Annotated in this window: 15 protein-coding genes; 6 read left to right on the forward strand and 9 right to left on the reverse strand. The window is 41.3% G+C overall.

Features of this window, described 5'->3' with window-relative positions; translation table 11 throughout:
- Window positions 1-21: 21 nt before the first annotated feature.
- Window positions 22-486, reverse strand: a complete 465-nt coding sequence (locus tag V7K98_RS26860) for a hypothetical protein (RefSeq protein ID WP_335027517.1) — start codon at window positions 484-486, stop codon at window positions 22-24.
- A 153-nt stretch (window positions 487-639) separates the two neighbouring features.
- The gene (locus tag V7K98_RS26865; protein WP_335027519.1) at window positions 640-1,959 is read right to left on the reverse strand and encodes a proton extrusion protein PcxA; all 1,320 of its coding nucleotides are present in this window, start codon (window positions 1,957-1,959) and stop codon (window positions 640-642) included.
- 189 nt (window positions 1,960-2,148) lie between these two features.
- Here V7K98_RS26865 and V7K98_RS26870 point away from each other — a divergent pair, with 189 nt between their 5' ends.
- Window positions 2,149-2,718, forward strand: coding sequence for a Uma2 family endonuclease (locus tag V7K98_RS26870; RefSeq protein ID WP_335027521.1), 570 nt, complete (start codon window positions 2,149-2,151; stop codon window positions 2,716-2,718).
- 122 nt (window positions 2,719-2,840) lie between these two features.
- Entirely contained in the window at window positions 2,841-4,667 is a 1,827-nt protein-coding gene (locus V7K98_RS26875) for an aspartate kinase (RefSeq protein ID WP_335027523.1), read from the forward strand.
- Window positions 4,668-4,699: 32 nt separating this feature from the next.
- Here V7K98_RS26875 and V7K98_RS26880 read toward each other — a convergent pair whose 3' ends face one another.
- A complete protein-coding gene (locus V7K98_RS26880; protein ID WP_335027525.1) occupies window positions 4,700-5,575 on the reverse strand; it encodes a hypothetical protein in 876 nt (291 codons plus the stop codon).
- Between the two features lie 346 nt (window positions 5,576-5,921).
- On the opposite strand from V7K98_RS26880, the gene V7K98_RS26885 reads away from it, so the two are divergent.
- The 3 genes from V7K98_RS26885 (at window position 5,922) to V7K98_RS26895 (ending at window position 10,561) form a co-directional block, all read left to right on the forward strand.
- On the forward strand, window positions 5,922-7,982 hold the full coding sequence (locus V7K98_RS26885) for a tetratricopeptide repeat protein (protein ID WP_335027527.1): 2,061 nt from the start codon (window positions 5,922-5,924) through the stop codon (window positions 7,980-7,982).
- A 14-nt stretch (window positions 7,983-7,996) separates the two neighbouring features.
- Window positions 7,997-8,977, forward strand: a complete 981-nt coding sequence (locus V7K98_RS26890; protein WP_335027530.1) for a magnesium transporter CorA family protein — start codon at window positions 7,997-7,999, stop codon at window positions 8,975-8,977.
- A gap of 72 nt (window positions 8,978-9,049) precedes the next feature.
- Window positions 9,050-10,561 (forward strand): acyl-CoA synthetase, encoded by a 1,512-nt coding sequence (locus V7K98_RS26895; RefSeq protein ID WP_335027532.1) that lies wholly within the window; start codon window positions 9,050-9,052, stop codon window positions 10,559-10,561.
- A 533-nt stretch (window positions 10,562-11,094) separates the two neighbouring features.
- Here V7K98_RS26895 and V7K98_RS26900 read toward each other — a convergent pair.
- The 6 genes from V7K98_RS26900 to V7K98_RS26925 all read right to left on the reverse strand — a co-directional run bounded on the left by V7K98_RS26900 (window position 11,095) and on the right by V7K98_RS26925 (window position 17,978).
- Window positions 11,095-12,786: a M3 family oligoendopeptidase gene (locus V7K98_RS26900; protein WP_335027534.1), complete on the reverse strand. Its 1,692-nt coding sequence runs from the start codon at window positions 12,784-12,786 to the stop codon at window positions 11,095-11,097.
- Between the two features lie 880 nt (window positions 12,787-13,666).
- On the reverse strand, window positions 13,667-14,899 hold the full coding sequence (locus V7K98_RS26905) for a DUF1501 domain-containing protein (RefSeq protein WP_335027536.1): 1,233 nt from the start codon (window positions 14,897-14,899) through the stop codon (window positions 13,667-13,669).
- A gap of 118 nt (window positions 14,900-15,017) precedes the next feature.
- Complete coding sequence (locus V7K98_RS26910) at window positions 15,018-16,550, reverse strand: DUF1800 domain-containing protein (protein WP_335027538.1); 1,533 nt, start codon at window positions 16,548-16,550, stop codon at window positions 15,018-15,020.
- A gap of 4 nt (window positions 16,551-16,554) precedes the next feature.
- Window positions 16,555-17,025 carry a Spy/CpxP family protein refolding chaperone gene (locus V7K98_RS26915; protein ID WP_335027540.1) on the reverse strand — a complete coding sequence of 157 codons (471 nt, stop codon included), beginning with the start codon at window positions 17,023-17,025 and terminating at the stop codon, window positions 16,555-16,557.
- Window positions 17,026-17,037: 12 nt separating this feature from the next.
- Window positions 17,038-17,385: a hypothetical protein gene (locus tag V7K98_RS26920; protein ID WP_335027542.1), complete on the reverse strand. Its 348-nt coding sequence runs from the start codon at window positions 17,383-17,385 to the stop codon at window positions 17,038-17,040.
- Window positions 17,382-17,978 carry a sigma-70 family RNA polymerase sigma factor gene (locus tag V7K98_RS26925; protein WP_335027544.1) on the reverse strand — a complete coding sequence of 199 codons (597 nt, stop codon included), beginning with the start codon at window positions 17,976-17,978 and terminating at the stop codon, window positions 17,382-17,384. The genes V7K98_RS26920 and V7K98_RS26925 overlap by 4 nt, the downstream gene beginning before the upstream one ends.
- Before the next feature lie 401 nt (window positions 17,979-18,379).
- Here V7K98_RS26925 and V7K98_RS26930 point away from each other — a divergent pair, with 401 nt between their 5' ends.
- Window positions 18,380-18,631: a hypothetical protein gene (locus tag V7K98_RS26930; RefSeq protein WP_335027546.1), complete on the forward strand. Its 252-nt coding sequence runs from the start codon at window positions 18,380-18,382 to the stop codon at window positions 18,629-18,631.
- The last annotated feature ends 53 nt before the right edge of the window (window positions 18,632-18,684 follow it).

Here is an 18,684-nt window from a genome sequence, read left to right on the forward strand (position 1 = left end):
ATCGCAAATCGGTAAATATAATTACGAATTAGGACGCATCGCTTCCCGCCCCAACATAAACATCCCCGCAACACCCAAGCTGACAAACCAAACATATTGATACCAGTATTGTCGAATCTGCTCACCAGTGCTGAGTTCGGGATGCAAGGTGTTTAAGTACAGCAGCAGCACTAATATCATCAGCGCCCCAAAACCAATAAAGCTTAAACCAACATGAATTCGGATAGGTCGCAGTTCAAAATCACTAATAGTATCTAGGTCAATTTCTGCCAATTCCTTAAAGGACTCATCTGCTAAAGATGAGGTTGCTTGGAATTTATTGCTCAGTTTTCGTGGCAAAATCGGCGACAGTGTTGCTACAGTTGGGCGGCGTAGTAAAGCCTCAGTATCTCGCAGCAATTGCAATGGCTTACGGCTAGTGGTTGGTTGAGCAAACTGTATATTGTCTGTAGAAGTTGGGGTATTGGCTTTACTTTCAAAATCCATAGTGCGCTTTGGAATAAGGTCAAAATAATTTTGAAGAAGAATTCAGAATCAATTGATTTGAGGATTCAGACGTGCAACAGATAGCGTAGCCTAAAGCCTCTGGCATAGCTTCGTTATCCTCTACTCACACAGAATTCAGAATTCTGTTTAGAATTACTCGTCCATTTCTTTTAATGTAGCTAATGTTGATGGAGATAAACGACTGAGATAACGGAATATCCAGTATTTAAAGATGGTGTTTAGAATAACTGGAAATGTAGCAATAAATACAAATACAGCATTTCTACTGGCTGGCAAACCTAAATGTTCTGCAAATCCTTGAAGAAGAACTTCCCACCCATCTGGTGAGTGAAATCCTACAAATATATCTGTAAAAAGAATAATTAAAAATGCTTTAGCACTATCGCTTAGTCCATAAAGAATACTATCTATAAAAGATTTCACCACCACAATTTCTTTTTTGCTCAGAAAAATAAATATACTAAAAGAAATTAGTGATATCAAATCGGACACAATATTACTAATAGCGTCATTGCTTTTTGTTCGGAATTCCTCAGCTATCTCAACTGCTTTATCTTTTAATTTTTCTTCTATTCCTTGTGAAGAAAGTGGTAATGATTTATCTATTAAATATTCAAACCTCAAAATTTCTTGAAAATTGGATAATTCATGGAGAGCTTCTTTTTCCATGTCAGAATTGATGAAAAGTTGAGATATATTCTCTCCTCTCACCCTTTCTAATATGGGAATTACTAATAAATTTTTAGATAAAATAAAAGTCAAAAGGGGGATAATAATTAAAGCTATAAAAAATCTAATAGCAATTTTTGTCCTATTTTTAGAAACTCGGTAATTTTTGACAAACTCTTCTTCTGTCTGTGGAAAGAACTCTCTTTTAATTTTATCAATATTTCTGCTACCAGACCCAGATAAAACTCCAGATTTTTGATTTAGAAGCAGAAGATTAAGATTAATATTAGATGAGTCTGACTGTTTGCTAATTTTATTCTGGTTAGTTAGTAGTGATTGAGGATTGGATACTAAGGCGCTGTTAGTAATTATTTCATCTTTAATAGCGTATTTTTCTACAATTTCATCAATAAGTTTTAAGTTGTCTAATAAAGCAGAATTAGAGATATTGATAATTCCCCGACTAAGCCGGAACTCTGCAAGCCTGATATTAATAATAGTTAAATTCTTGTCAAGGTATCCTTGCCAGAAAGACATCACATTCTCAGTATAATTTTCTGATTCTGACGAGATTTTTTTGCCGCCAAAATGTTCTACTTCGATGTTTTTAATTCTCTGGGCTGCTTGTTGAGCTTCTAAGAGCGATCTTTGTGGTGTATCTAAAAACCAATTATTTAGCGATCGCAAATACTCTTGAAAATTTCGGCGGAGGTATTCTGCTGTTTTGGTAAATGAATTTTTCATTACATATATCAGTAAACCTTGATTTTCCGGTAGGGGCAATTTATGAATTGCCCTTATGGTGTAGCTTTGCGTCAGTACGAAGTAATTTTTTAACCACAGAGACACAGAGGACACAGAGTAAAGAGCTTAAAGAGGCATGTGTCTATGCTCTAGTTTAAAGTGTAAATCTACAAGCGATCGCAAACGCTACTCTAGAAATTAGCATCACTCAAACTTGGAAGTTTCAACATGATAGCCTCACCCCAACAAAACTACTTCACCGCCCAAGAGTACCTTCAAATGGAGGAACAGAGCAATATCAAGCATGAATATATAGACGGTTACATCTACGCAATGGCTGGAGCGCTCGATCCACACGTTACCATTGCTGGAAACTTGTTTGCTCTCCTCCGTAATCATATCCGAGGTTCTGGTTGTCGTGTTTACATCGCTGACATGAAAGCCCGGATTGAATCTCTAAATCGCTTTTATTATCCTGATGTGATGGTTACTTGTGATGAACGAGATCGAGAAACCCCAGGTTATAAAAGATTTCCCTGTTTAATTGTCGAAGTTTTATCTAATTCTACAGAAGCATTTGACCGGGGCGACAAATTCGCTGATTATCAAACACTAGAAAGTCTGCAAGAGTATATATTAATTAATACCAAACGTCAGCGAGTCGAGTGTTTTCGACGCAATGAGCAGGGGCTGTGGCTTTTGCAATCGTACACAGCAGAACATCAATCATTTCGACTCAACAGCGTGGATTTTGAGGAAACAATGGCAGCACTTTACGAAGATGTAGTTTTTGAATAATCAATTGATGATTGGGTATACTACACAATTTTTAGTAAACTAAATATCTATTGATATGTTCAAAGCTTCCTAACCCGGCGGAGGCATTGAGCAAAACAGACACAATTGATTGCATAAAAGTTATGGCGCTCATAGTTCAGAAATACGGTGGTACATCTGTCGGTTCAGTGGAACGCATTCAAGCTGTTGCAGGGCGTGTTTATAAAACTGTCCAAGCTGGAAACTCTCTGGTAGTAGTGGTTTCAGCAATGGGCAAAACCACCGATGGACTCGTCAAACTAGCTAATGAAATTTCTCCCAATCCTAACCGCCGGGAAATGGATATGCTGCTTTCTACTGGCGAACAAGTAACCATCGCCTTACTCAGCATGGCTTTGCAGGAACTCGGACAACCAGCAATTTCGATGACTGGCGCTCAGGTAGGAATTGTTACTGAAGCCGAACACAGCCGCGCTCGGATTTTACATATTGATACTACTCGCCTCAGTCGCCATATAAATGAAGGTAAAGTAGTTGTTGTAGCAGGGTTTCAAGGCACATCCAACGCCGGGGAAATGGAAATTACAACTTTGGGACGCGGTGGTTCCGACACCTCGGCAGTGGCGATCGCAGCCGCATTAGGAGCTAATTTTTGTGAAATTTATACAGACGTTCCAGGGATTCTCACTACAGACCCCCGTTTAGTTGCCGAAGCCCAATTGATGGATGACATCACCTGCGATGAAATGTTGGAACTAGCTAGCTTGGGTGCAAAAGTGTTGCATCCCCGCGCTGTGGAAATTGCTCGTAACTATGGTGTTCCTCTTGTAGTTAGGTCTAGTTGGACAGATGCCCCTGGTACTTGGGTGACATCAGCCAAACCCCAAGGGCGATCGCTAATTAATCTCGAAATTGCCCGTCCGGTGGATGCTGTAGAATTTGACACCGATCAGGCAAAGGTAGCTTTATTGCGCGTACCCGATAAACCAGGGGTAGCAGCAAGGTTATTCGGCGAAATTTCTCGGCAAAAAGTAGACGTAGATTTAATTATTCAGTCAATCCATGAAGGTAACAGTAATGACATTGCTTTTACTGTCACCACACCAATTTTAAAACGGGCAGAAGCAGTAGCCGCAGCGATCGCCCCAGCACTGAGAAATCCATCTAATCCCAAATCTGACGAAGCCGAGGTAATGCTAGAACATAACATTGCCAAAGTCAGCATCGCTGGTGCAGGAATGATTGGCCGTCCCGGTGTGGCTGCAAAGATGTTCGCTACCTTAGCCGAAGCTGGCGTGAATATTCAGATGATTTCCACCAGCGAAGTGAAAGTAAGTTGTGTAGTCAATGCTGCCGAATGCGATCGCGCCGTCACCGCACTCCGCACCGCCTTTGAAATAGAGGGAGATGAGGGAGTAGGGGGAGACAAATTAATTCTCTCATCCCCCTCATCCCCCCATCACCCTCCCGTTCGCGGTGTTGCTTTAGATTTGAATCAAGCACGTCTTGCTATTCGTCAATTACCAGATCGGCCAGGGATGGCAGCAAAGCTGTTTGGATTATTAGCACAGCATAATATCAGCGTTGACATGATTATTCAATCTCAGCGCTGTCGAGTGATTGATGGTGTTCCCAGACGAGATATTGCCTTTACAGTCTCGCGGATAGATGGGGAAAACGCCAAGAAAATGCTTACCCAAGTCGCGGCAGAGTTAGGATGGGGTGAAGTTGTTTTGGATAGTGCGATCGCTAAGGTGAGTATTGTCGGTGCAGGTATGGTAGGACAACCAGGCGTTGCTGCGAAAATGTTTGAAGCCCTAGCCCAACACGAAATTAATATCCAAATGATTGCCACCTCAGAAATTAAAATTAGCTGTGTCGTCGCCCAAGAGCAAGGTGTTAAAGCTTTGCAAGTCATTCATACCGCTTTTGAACTCGCTGGTAGTGAAAAAGTTGTCGTGCCAGCATAAAACTAAATTTTGAATTTTGAATCGCGGATTATCTATTTTGGGAATGCCCATTTTTCCATCATGGCAACCAGTTCTGAAAGTCGGCGTTCACCACACCAAACTAAATCAAGTTTTTTAAGTTGATTAAGACTGATACCACCCTCTTCTTCGGCAATGCGGTGATATTCTTTATCTCCCATTGCTGCTAATAAATGCCCAAAGATAATCGTTTCATTGAACTGGGGATTTGTCTCTGGATCGTTCAAAATTGCCATTGCTCGTTCTGGCGATAGTCGTTGGAGAGCATTGACAATAAATTTTGTGGGAAAATCAACATCTTTAAGTTGAGGATGACGCGATACTAATCCAGCTAACAGCACTCCTAGATAAGCCGCCCCTTGAGAATTACTCAATAACTCCATTTCTTGGATGGCAATCTGAGTTAAATTAGCAAAAAATGCACACCCTAACTGCTGTTCGATGGCGGTGACTGGATCTAAAACTAACGAGGATTCTAACTGGGACTCAAATGCTGCCTGATGCTCCTGTGGCACTTGGGTAAGTAAGACAAGCTTGGCGCGATCGCTTATAATCAGACTGCGATCGGGCCCACAGCTAAAGTCTTTGCCCGGTTCCAAGCCTTTACTCACTAAAATTTTAAAGACGTTACTTTGAGCTTTTTCTGCCATCTGTTCATATTGGGCTTGTCCAAGAAAAATTTGACAAAACCAACTGTGACTGTCAGAATCGCATTCAACCATCAGGTCATTAACAATCAGCTCGGTTAACTTTTCCGATCCCAAAATTGTTTCCAACTCTAGAATTAAGCTATTAATAGCAGCTATGTCACGAAAATTGAGCGCCTTGAGCAATTGACGCTTCCCAGTAGCTACTAAGCCTTTTTTTCGCCCAAATACGTTGATTTTCAATTTTTTATCTGGGGTTCTAGATAACTTAAACTCCTATTTTTCTACCTTATTTAAGGATTATGTGTCATGAGTGAGATTGCTGAATAGTCCAGATCAAAATATCCCCGCCCTATGTGTATAACTGTTTTCCCAAGTTTTGTTAAACTCACAAAGTTGTAATATCTAAGCTGATTAAGCTTGTAACAATCTCTTAATGAATAAATATTACTAGCAATGTGCAGCATTAGCTAATAATTAATACTTTTACTTGCCAAAATGACATAATTTTTATATTGCTTTTTAACAAAAATAGCAGTAATAATACGTAAGCTATAATTAAGTAATTTATCAGACTAAATTTATATTGATGCGTATTCATTTACTAGATGGACGTTACCGAATACTAAAAGTTCTGAATGATGGGGAAAAAACAAAAACCTATCTAGTTGAAGATGCTAATCTTTCTAGCAGTCAATTTATAGTGAGGCAGTTACCTAGTTCTAGTAGCAATCCTCAAACTTTAACTATCCTGCGTCGCTTGTTTGCTAGTAAGACAGCAACTTTAGAAAAACTAGGGCAAGAACATGACCAAATTCAGAAACTAATCGCTTATTTTGAAGAAAATGAAGAATTTTATATAGTTCATGAATTCATCCCTGGTAATCCTTTAACTGATGAAATTATCCAGGGGAAACCTCTGAGTGAAGACCAAGTAATTAATCTTTTATCAGAGATATTAGAAATTTTGGCGATCGTACATAGCTATGGCATAATTCATCGGGATATTAAACCAGAAAATATTATTCGCCGAGAATCAGATAAAAAGTTAGTTTTAGTTGATTTTGGGATTATGAATGAAGCTATAACTAATACTATTGATAATCTCGAATATATGCCTAGAGAACAAATTAATGGTAATGTAAAATATAACAGTGATATATATGCTTTAGGTATAGTTGCGATCGCAGCACTTCTCGGCTTATCCACAAACGATTTATCTAATTTGCAAAATCAGAAAAATCGGCTGACAGGTGAAATAGTTTGGTGGAACAAAAATCTCAAAATTAACAGACAGCTAGCGAAAGTTATTAATAGAATGGTACGTCTTGACTATCGTAAGCGCTACCAGTATGCAACCGAAGTTTTAGACGACTTGAAAAATATCGCAAATGTCGATCCCAATCAGCGAAAACAGGAACATAAAAAATTATTATTAGTTTTGACAGGGATAGCTAGCTTTATTGCAATTGGGGTTCTAGTTTGGCAATTGAGGCTGCCAAAACCTGTAAATGATGCTCAAAAACAATTATATCAAGAAGGAGTCAATAAATATAACGCCGGAAACTATGAAGGAGCAGTTGAAGATTTAAATCAAGTTATTGAATTAGATCCAAAAAATGCTTTAGCTTATAATAAGCGAGGTGATGCTTATTATCGATTAGGAGATTATGAGCAAGCCCAAGCAGACTCTAGTAAAGCAATTGTACTCAATCCTCAAGATGGTAATGCTTATTTTGACCGAGGATTTGCTTTTTCGGAATTAGGTAAATATAAAGAAGCGATCGCAGACTATACCCAAGCGATTAAGTTAAATTCTCAAGATGCTTATGCTTATTATGGCCGGGGATTAGCCCGTGTTCAAGCAAAGGATAATAAAGGGGCGATTGGAGACTTTAGCAAAGCGATCGCACTTAAGCCTCAGTATACCGAAGCCTACTTGCAGCGAGGGATTCTCCGCCGTCGCCTCAGACAAAGACTTGAAGCAATTGAAGATTTTGATAAAGTAATTAAGATTAATCCTAGCGATGCCAAAGCTTATTATCAAAGGGGTTTAACACAATCTATTAATAAACAAAAAGATGCAGCACTTAAAGATTATACAGACGCAATTAACATTAATCCCAAATATATAGAAGCATATCTGAATCGAGGTGATGTTTACAGCGATCTCGGAAATAAAGTCGAAGCTACTGAAGATTACAACACTATTTTACAGATTGATCCTAAATTTATTGCTGCTTATATTCACAGAGGTATTCACCGCTTTTCTTTCGGAGACTATAAAGGCGCTATTGAAGATTACACCGAAGCCCTGAAACTAGATTCTAATAATATAGCAGCTTACAACAACCGTGGTAACGCCTATCTCGAACTGGGAAATAAAAAATCTGCCAATCAGGATTATTCACAAGCGATCGCCATTAATGCGAACAATGCCTTAGCCTATTATAATCGGGGTGTGATTCGCACCAAGCAGAAAAATAAACAGGGAGCGATCGCAGATTTCAAAAAAGCTGCAAAACTGTTCCAGCAGCAAGGCGAAAAAGATAGTTATCAAGATGCACAGAAAGAAATTGCAATTCTGCAAAATAACTCAGCACCAGTGAAAACTTCTCGTCCTAAATCAGGGAGAATGGAAAAGAACTGAGCTATGACTCAATTATGCTAATTCTCCTGACTTTTCATCCAGATAACCTGGAAATATTCACCCATCGGGATGTGGATACGGTACTGAAAAGAATTGATGCTTCCCAGAATATTTGGTTGCGCTGTGTTCATTTCCGCGATCGCACCGGAACGGCTAAAATTATCAAGCACTTTCAACTCAATCCATCTCGTGTTAACATGATTTTCAACCATTCCCCTTTAGGAATTGATGAAAATGTAGAAGATTGTTTATTTGATAGTTATGAAATTCTAACTGCTCAAATAAAAAATCATGAATTTGAGGTTGCACGTGGCAATATTGTAGTTGGTAAAAACTTCATAATTACATTTGAAATCACTGAACTAAAAGTTTTAAGTATTTTAGCTAATAATCTGCAAAAGCACTCTCTAGATATTAACAAGTGGGGAATTGACTATCTTTTTTATCTAATTTTCAAAGAAATTTTGCATAATTATCATACTGTATTTGAGTATATTTCTAGAAAGCTTGATGATTTAGAAGATGAAGTTTTAGATGATTCTGGTGATGAATCAACTTACCAAAGAATTGCCACAATGAGGCAATCTACTCGTTCAGGAAGGCGTAATTTTCAAAGTATTAAATCGCTTATGGCTATTATGGATTACGAAGATTTACAATGGATAGGCCAGCCAGTAAAAGAACTATTTCAAGAAGAATTGGCTCATCAAGTTGATAAATTATGGCAAGAATATCAAGCTTTGAGAGCCTGGATGTCAGAATTAATGGAAATTCAACGCGATAATATTGCTAGCAAAACAGGTGAACGAATTAATCGCCTAACTATCCTCTCGACGGTATTTTTACCAATTACTTTCATGTCTGGTTTTTATGGTATGAACTTCAAATATATGCCGGAATTAGAGCAACCTTGGGCTTATCCTGCTGTAATCAGTGTGATGGTATTCATTGTGATTTCTAGTATTGCTTATGCTAAAAAACAACGTTGGTTATAGCACTAGATCCCCATCGGGGATCTGGAACCTATCGAAAAGCAAACTAAATCAACCCTAAATCGGTAAATAAACGTGACTCTACCATTGATTATTCGTGCTGAGGAACACAGCGAGAAAATAGCCATTGTTACAACGGATGGCTCCTTTACCTATCGAGATTTGCTCCACACTTCCAGTCAAATAGCAACAACTCTTCTTCAGAATAGAGAAGATTTACAAGAGGAGCGAGTCGCCTTTCTTATCCCGCCTGGGTTTGAGTATGTAGCCACTCAATGGGGAATTTGGCGTGCTGGTGGCATAGCTGTACCTCTGTGTATTTCTCATCCGCGCCCAGAATTGGAGTATGTAATTACCAATTGTGGAGCATCGATTATTGTTGTTCATCCTAATTTTGAAAGTATACTGCGATCGCGCAGCGTCTCCGTAGGAGAATCGCTAGCTGAAGCATTAAATTTGCGATTTATCCTTACCTCAGAAACCCTCCCATCTAATGTTACTCACCTCCCAAAGGTAGAGATCGCTAGACGCGCCTTAATTCTCTACACTAGCGGTACAACAGGTAAACCCAAGGGTGTGGTTACAACTCATCAAAATATTCAAGCGCAAGTGACTAGCTTAATTACCGCTTGGGAATGGACATCGGATGATCGCATTTTACATATACTGCCACTACATCATATTCATGGAATTATTAACGTACTGACGTGTGCTTTATGGGCTGGGGCGGAGTGTCATCTGTTGAGCAAATTTGATACCGAAACCGTTTGGAGGCGAATTTGTGAGGGTGACTTAACCCTATTTATGGCAGTACCAACGATTTATGTAAAGCTGATTGCTGCTTGGGAAAATGCCTCTGAAGAACGTCAAAAAACCATGTCAGAAGGCTGTGCTAAAATGCGTCTGATGGTTTCTGGCTCGGCAGCGTTACCAGTTCAAGTTTTAGAAAAATGGCAGATTATTAGCGGCCATTTTCTGCTTGAGCGATATGGGATGACGGAAATTGGTATGGCACTATCAAACCCTTTACACGGTGAACGGTTGGCTGGATATGTAGGAAAGCCTCTGCCTGAAGTTGAAGTAAGATTAGTCGATGAGAACGGAGAGTTAGTCCCAACAGGAACACCAGGAGAGATCCAAGTTAAAGGGCCTGGAGTGTTTCTCGAATATTGGCAAAACCCGGAAGCAACAACCAAAGCCTTCCAAGATGGCTGGTTTTGTACTGGAGATACCGCCGTAATTGAGAACAGCAACTACCGTATTCTGGGACGGATGAGTGTGGATATCATCAAAACCGGAGGATATAAAGTTTCAGCTTTAGAAATTGAAGAAGTATTGCGATCGCATCCAGATATTCAAGAATGTGCAGTGGTTGGGGTTGCAGATATAGAATGGGGTGAACGGGTTTGTGCTGCATTAGTATTGCAAGGGTTACAACCTTTGACATTAGAATCTTTTAGGAGTTGGGCAAAAGAGCGATTGGCTGTTTATAAAGTGCCAACCAAAATTTTGATAGTTGAAGAATTACCGCGTAATGCAATGGGGAAAGTGACTAAGCCGACAGTGGTTGAGTTATTTCGATCGTAGCGATCGTCAACGCTGAACTAGACTATGCGATCGCTTTTCCCTAACTTTTTTAACCCTAAAGGAATTCGACTTTTCAATACCTGATTTACAATTGTTGATTTTATTAAGATGACATCTAAGTATCATCTGAAAAAATCTAAGGAATAAGAATTAAATAACATACAGGTTTATGTCCCTCGCTTACCTCACCCTCAATCCCTCTTCTTATAAAGGAGAGGGAAGCTAGAGACAGGATGAAGTTTTGCATTTTATTTAATCCACGTTCCTAAGTATGTGTAGTGGCGTGTTATGCCGGAGGCTAACGCACCATCTTAGATTTTCGGTGCGTTAGGACTAACGTCCATAACGCACCCTACTAAACTCTTTATGCTTTGTAGTTGGGTAATTGATGAGAGCGATATCTTTAGGGACTTCCAAATAAAAAAATATCCCAAACTCGATCCGAAAATCTCTCTATTTCTCTTTACTATGTGTGGCGCGATCGCTCAGATATTCTTGCCCATTTAGAAGTGCGTAAAGTATTCTGAGGTCAATCAGCCAGCCTTCAAAGTCTGACGTACTTTTTCAACGACTTGAGAAAGTGCGCCAGCATCAAAGGGAGAAATGAGATTTGCCGATCGCACTAATTCTCGAAAGGAGGCAGAACCACCGCGATCGCATAATCCAATATACTCCGCCAATGCTTGCGAATAATTTTCTTCTGCTTTGGCCCAAAACTGCAAGGCGCAACACCCCGCCAAGGTGTAATCAATGTAATAAAAGGGCGAACAGTAAATGTGTTGTTTTTCTTGCCAGAGTCCACCTTTGTTGAGGTAGTTCAAATCTCCATATTTACGCCAAGGCAGATAACGAGCTTCCATTTGCTGCCACATTTGATGTCGTTCTTGCGGCGTTGCTTCTGGGTTCGCATATACCAAATGCTGAAAATGATCCACTGCTACACCATAAGGCTGAAATAGAATCGACCACGCTAGATGCTGTCTCCGAAATCGCTCGGCTTGATCCCCGAAAAACTTTTCCATTTGCGAATAGGTGAGAAACTCTAAACTCATGGAGTGAATTTCACACGATTCTAGGGTGGGCCAGAGGTAATCGAAAACTGGCAAATGGCGACTTCGCCACATTTGGAAGGCATGACCGATTTCGTGAACGAACACCTGCACATCGTTTTTTGTGCCATTGAAATTTGCGAACACGTATGGAGCATTATATGTTGGGAAGCTTGTGCAAAATCCGCCTCCTGCTTTTCCGGGACGGTTTTGCAAATCCAGTAAATGCTGCTCAACCATCATTTTAAAAAAGCTTGCCAGCGATGGATTCAAGGCATCAAACATTTCTTGTGCCCGTTCCAGCATCCAGTCATGATTGCCCATCGGGGCCGGACTACCTTCTGCATCAAAGACGGATTCATCCCAGAAATACAGGGTGTCTAGATTGAGCCGTTTTGCCTGTTGCTGAATTAGCTCCATCGCTAAGGGAACGACCTCTTGAACTACTTGATCTCGATAGCGTTCGACATCGGTTTGGTTGTAATCCACCCGTCGCATCCGGCGATATCCTAGCGCAATGTAGTTTTCATCGCCCAATTTTTTTGCCATGCGATCGCGCAGTTTGACCAATTGATCGAACAGTTGATCGAAGCGATCTTGATTCTGCTCAAAAAACTGCCAGCGACACTGTTCTGCCTGGTAGCGAATATCTCGCTCTTTACTTTGCATATAGGGTTGCAAACCCGATAAATTTACTTGTTCACCCCGAAACTCTAGCTTTGCCGAGGCGATCAGTTTGGTATACTCATTGATGAGTTGGGATTCTTCAACTAAATCTGCTGCGATCGCACTTTCAAAAGTCGTGATGTCTGCTTCCCACAGCAAAAAGGCTTGCCGTCCCAAGCTTTGTTCAAACTCGGCGCGATCGGGGCTGTGAATCAGATACCGTTTTATATCTACTTCAAGGGCAGTCAGAGATGGTGAAAGTTCGCTGCAATAGTCTAAGGCAATTTTGTACTCTGGATTTTGCGTATCTTGGTGAAAGTGCAGTTGCGTGAGTTCCTTCCACGTACTGAGTCTGCATCGTAAGGCATCCCACTGTTGAAAGGCAGCTTTTCGTTGCTGTGAGGTTTGAGCCTGGTTAAACTGCGCCTGAATAGCTTGGTATTCGGCAGTTACGCCCAAAAGCGTCGGAGTTTCTGCTGTGATGTCGGCAAAATCTACTGGAGCTTGCATCAATCATTTTCCTCAGTGATAAGACATTCCGCGATCGCGCGAATTCTAAAAAATTTTGATTTTGGAAAATCGTCAACTTTCGTTTTTCCAAAAAATTGTCAGTTTACCAACTCTATTATTACCAAATAATAATTGTCTCGAATATAGGGACTTCCAAGAAATAAATTATCCAAATGAACGAACCACGGAGGCGCAGAGAACACAGAGAGAAGAGAAATAGAGAAGATTTTTTTGTCAGTTTTGGGATATTTTTTTTACTTGGAAGTCCGATACTGCACATCTTTCATCTGAAAATGTGAGTGGAAACCTCGTCGTTTTACGACGGCTTTACAATGCTTTGCGGCAATTTCACCGTTCTATTTGGTTTTGTTGATTTCTAGCCAGTTGTAGAGCGGGAACTGAACTCAGTTGAATGCTGTATCAATCATGTAGAGCTGTTCTACAGCATTCAACTAACAACTGGCATAGCCGGGACAGCAGAAGCGGAAAGTTTTACCTTATCCCTCGTACAACTTCTTCACTGTCCCGTTGTGTTGATATTTCCATTTAAACTGCAACCCTAAGATATGAGATGCCAAATTGCCAAACTTGCTCAGGGATTATCTCATTTACCTATTCTGACTCCAAAACATATTATCGAAAGAGGATTTTTTTTATACCAATTTAATATGAAGCTGCACTAAATGAGTAACTCTCTATTCTTGGCGCTCTTGGCGTACTTGGCGGTTCGTTTAATAATATTCTGTGCATCTTCATACAGAATTGGTATTAGCAGTGGAAGCGATCGCTAATCTCACGATCTGACACAGCTTCAGCAACCAACTTATTCTAGTTTCACGGTTGCCACCGGAGACTCATCAAGGCTAACGATCAGAATTGCTTACTTGACAATTAATGCCACTTTCTGAGTAGATGCATAATTTGGCAACACTTGATTCAATTTTGCTTGATTAAGATGTAGATGATCTTCTAACACGGCAGAGATAACATCCCGAAAATCAGTGGTAATAGCCAAGTCTCTACCTTGGTAAAGTTGGGCTGTAGATAGACCAGGCCATTCACCGTAAACTTTACCACCGCGAACTTGACCGCCCAAAACCCACATAACATTCCCATGACCGTGGTCAGTACCACCGTTATCATTTTGCTTGACTGTACGACCAAATTCGGACATCACGACAATTGTCGTATTCTGGTAAACGCTCCCCAAACCTTTGACTAAAGCTGCCAAACCAGAACCCAATTTTTTTAAGTTCCGAGCTAACTGTCCTTCAGTGCTACCTTGATTGACATGAGTATCCCAACCCCCCAAAGCCATAAACCCTAACTCAATTCTGGGGTCTTTGAGCATTAGTTGCGCTAATCGTTGGGCATCGCTGGCGAAGCCATCAGGTGAAGGCGCACCATTATTCGCCATTTTCATTTCACTATCTAGGTCATTCATGATGGCTTGACGCGCCATTCGTCCTTGGCGATAGGTCTGACTTAAAGCATCATTACTGCTATAAAGTCGATCGAATGCTGCTGCTAATTGAGGACGATCTATTGGCAGAGGTCTGTTAGCATTTCTCCCTGATGCAATGTTAGCTATAGGCATCCGTCCAGAAAAAATCCAGGGTGTTGTTTCTCCGACGCTTACTGCTTGGATGGGTGTTTTTTGAGAAATCACCCCTAGTAAACGATTCATCCAACCATCCTGAGTATGCTTATTGCCAGGGGTAGCGTTTTCCATATATTGTTGGGCATCAAAGTGAGAGCGAGTTGGATCGGGAGAACCACAGGCATGAACAAATGCCAAACTGTTCTGCTGCCATTGGGGTATCAGAGAAGCTAATGCTGGATGTAGCCCAAAGCGTCCATCTAAATCTATTACTCCTCCTTCCTTTCCTGGTTGCGGAATAGCAATTTGCGGTCGGGCTTGATAGTAAGCTGTTTCTGAGTAAGGAACTACGATGTTTAAACCGTCTACCGCGCCACGAAGGAAAATTACAATCAAGCGCTTCTGGTTACTATTTTGCGTAGCGGATCTCGCTACCCAAGCATTGCTACTTACGGCGGCGATCGCGGCAGCCGAAAAAATTCCACTTTGGATTAAGAAGTCACGTCTTTTCATAATTAAAATTACTATGAGTTGTGAAAATTATTTTTTTAACGAACCGCGATCGCAAAGCGTAAGGCTGATTCCCAATGCCCAATGCCCAATGCCCAATCCCCAATCCCCAATTCTGTAACTAACGATGCATAAATTCTGGACTGCCCAAAATTAAAGCACTATGAATTTGAGGGGAACTAGAGGCGATCGCTTTCTGCGTTTTTATTGAAAACGAATTGCCCAACGTATTGGTTAGTTGCCAAGCATCTACAGGAATACTAGGAGACTTTTGTAAAGGTCTTTGCCCTGTGCCAATTGTCTGCTGTTCCATATTTGTGGGGATGCTTGATAAGGGTAAATTTCCATTAGCGATCGCCAAAGCAAAACTGAGGCGGCGGTTCATTGCATCAGGATTTAACCACACATCTGCTGTGTTTTTGTAACCATCTGGAGTTTGGCAACCGTATAGGGGCATTCCCAACTGTTGCAGTAGATTGGAGATAGGTCTTGTGTTATTTACTTCCACACCTATGGCTCGTACCGCAGAGATAGCGTATTGATAGGGTGTTTTAAACTTGGCATTAAAGTTTTTTGCATCCCAAAATTCCCGACTGTGGAATAGGGTATTGAGAACCTCCCGAATATTGCCATCAGTGGCAAGATAACGTTGTGTAAGATTGTTTACTAGAGTTGTCGGGGGAACATCGCTGACAAAATATTGAGCTATCTGATAGCTGATGTGGCGTGCAGTCGCCGGACTGCGAGCCAAAATATCCAAAGCTTCCTCCCCTTGGGCTTCACCACCGCTTTTAATTGTGTGTCCCAAGAAAACTTTGTCGCTAAAATCATGACGCTTTGGATTAAAGTAAAATCCGAAACTATTATCTATTTGCTGACCGGGACGGCTGAAACCCCAACCGCTTAAAATCCGCGCCAGAGCAATCACATCTTGCTGAGTATACCCTCCATCTACGCCGATAGTGTGTAGCTCCATCAGTTCGCGGGCATAGTTCTCATTCAAACCTCGAATATTACCTTGGGCATCAGGGCGACTGTCAGCCCGATTTTGGAAGTTGTCTAAATAATACTGCATAGCTGGATGATGAGCGGTTGCCCCCAACAAGTCACGAAAGCGGCCCAAAGCGTAAGGTCGAATCGCCTGTTGTTCATAAGCTCCCACCCAGAGGCGATCGCGTCCTTTAGCAGCATCCACATTAAAATGGTTATACCAAAAGTCCACCATCACTTCCTGGAGTTGTCGCTGACTGCTAGTTGCCTCTAATAATCGCGCCTGGATTGCCCGATCTAGCACCTGTTTAGCCCTTTTGTTGGCAGCTTTTCTTTCTAACTGGGTGGGTTTTTGTCCTGGGAGATTAGTCATCCCATATTCTAAGAGTTCCACCGGATTCAAGTGGAGAGTATTTAGCTGATTTAATTGGCTGGTGAGACTTTGCGGTTCAGGAATCGATTCGGGTGAGAGTTGCTCTTGAATGTATCGCTCTACACCCATAGACTCCACTCTTTGGACATCTCCCGGACGAGGGCCAAAGCTGAGGCGATTAATTATATGTAATACTTTTGGGTCAACAGGTGTGGAAGCTGCATTACTGGGGGCAATTCCTCCCAGTAAGATTAACACTAACAACATCCAATATTTCGGCTTTACAGTCATAAAGTTAATTTTGCCGTGCTGGAGGTGAAGGATTTTTCTTATACATACGTTCGGCAAATTTCTGCCGTTGCTCTGGGTTCAAGATTTCTCGGATAGCAAGGGTATTTTCAAATTGGGTATCAGCAAGCTGTTGCTTTACAAGCTTAATTTGGTTATATTTACCCCGGACTTGCTCTTTAGTAGCTGTCCCTGCTATCAAGTCATGTAATTCCTGTTGTCCTTGACGTATCTCTTGGGATTTTTGGGTTATCTGCTGTTTAGATTGATTACGAATTTCCTTAATCTTTTGCAGTTGCTGGGATGTCAAATTCAAATCCTTGAGCCATCCCCCTGATTTACCAGGATTTGGACGAGGTACACTTGTGGGGGTTTGGGCAATGATTTGGCGTGCAAGTAAAGTTGGCTTGGCCAGAGCAATAGTGCTACTAACGGCAATCATTGCGATCGCCAAAATGGAAACACGACGGATTAACATGAAAGCGATCTCCTATTCAGTATCTAAGTCTGTAAAATGCCATACATCACTTTCCAGATGTTGGTTACTGACTGTACCTTGCCAATTACTTTCAATAAAATTTTGCAATGTGGCAAGTTCAGCCGGACTCGGTTGAGCGGGTATAAAGGCACGGTAGCCAACTATAGCAGCTACTAATCCAGCAGCGAGAGCAGGTATAACTAAGCTCAACCTTGAATAGTGACGTAAGGGTGGTAAAGGATAAGCTTTCACCTGTTGTAAAATTTGTTGTTCTAAATCCGGCGAGGCTGGCGGAATTTCTTGGCGATGTTGGCGCAAAAAATTAATTAGGTCAGAATCATCATCGGGTGGCTGAGTCATAGCTGTACTCCTTGGTTTTGGAGAAATTGACGCATGGCAGCACGAGCATGGAATAGACGTGATTTGACTGTTCCCAAGGGAATATCTAGGATTTGTGCGATCTCTTTTTGAGGTACTTCTTCCAAATCATGCAAAACCAATATCGTGCGATGGTCAAAACTTAGGTTTGCTAGTCCCCGTTGCACAAGGTCTTGATAATGCAGATTCATCAACTCTGGGGCTTCCTGTTGGGTAGGAGCTTTTTCAGTCAGAATCTGTAATTGAGTTCGTCTTTTAACATCTGCCTGTCGCTGGTCATAAGCCACGTTCCAAGCGATTCGGTACAGCCAGGTAGAAAATTTTGCTGTTTGGCGAAACTTGGGCAATCCTTTCCAGGCTAGGAGAAACACTTCCTGCACCACATCATCCAGGCTGGCAGGAGTACAGAGTTTGTAAAGGATTGACCTTACTCTTTGCTGATGGCGACGGTAAAGCTGACCGTAGCTTTGGGTGTCACCCCGTAGGCTCTGCTTTACTAGATAACTGTCAGATTCGCTTTCTGATTCACCAATCAATTGATTTGCTCTTGAAACCTCGGCTGGCACAACTAACACTTGAGGCGTTCTCCTCTATCCGTTTCGTTGCTGGTATTTATTAGACCGAACGAATGGGAAAAAGGTTCAACTCCTCGCCGCTTTGGGACTCAATACTGGGGACTGGGGACTGGGGACTGGGAAAAGTTTTTTAAAATTTGGTAATTTATTACTATATACAGCAGATTGCAACTTGGTGAGGTACAGATCATCGTAGAGGCACAACATGTTGTGCCCCTACCCGTGTACTTCATTTACCTGCAATACGCTGTATGTATGAAGCACAATCCAGAAGCACGCCACATAACGAGTAATTAAGAACACGGCTAGTATTGTTTGAAAGCGTCTCCCCTAATTGAACCTTTTGTGGAAGAAAGAAGTCTAAAACTATAGATTTCTGGTTCAATCAAAGGTATCTCTTTATGAACATGAAAAGAATTATCTCATCTTGTTTGTTAGGCGTTTTACTAACTTCAAGTGTTTTAGCAGAGCGTGCATCTGCTCAAGTAGAAGTAATTTTGGGAAATAATCACCAACATGAGTGGCGCGAACGAGAACAAAGGAGGCTGGCATGGCAACGTAGAGAACGCGAAGAACGTGAGCGCCGTGAATGGCAACGTAGAGAACATGAGAAACGGGAATGGCGCTCCAGACATGAGTATGACTATCGATAAGAAATCACTCTCAGTTAAGGATTAGCACTTAATACACTAGTAGTCTGTCAAAT

Origin of the sequence: Nostoc sp., assembly GCF_036917435.1 — a bacterium.
GTDB lineage: Bacteria > Cyanobacteriota > Cyanobacteriia > Cyanobacteriales > Nostocaceae > Nostoc.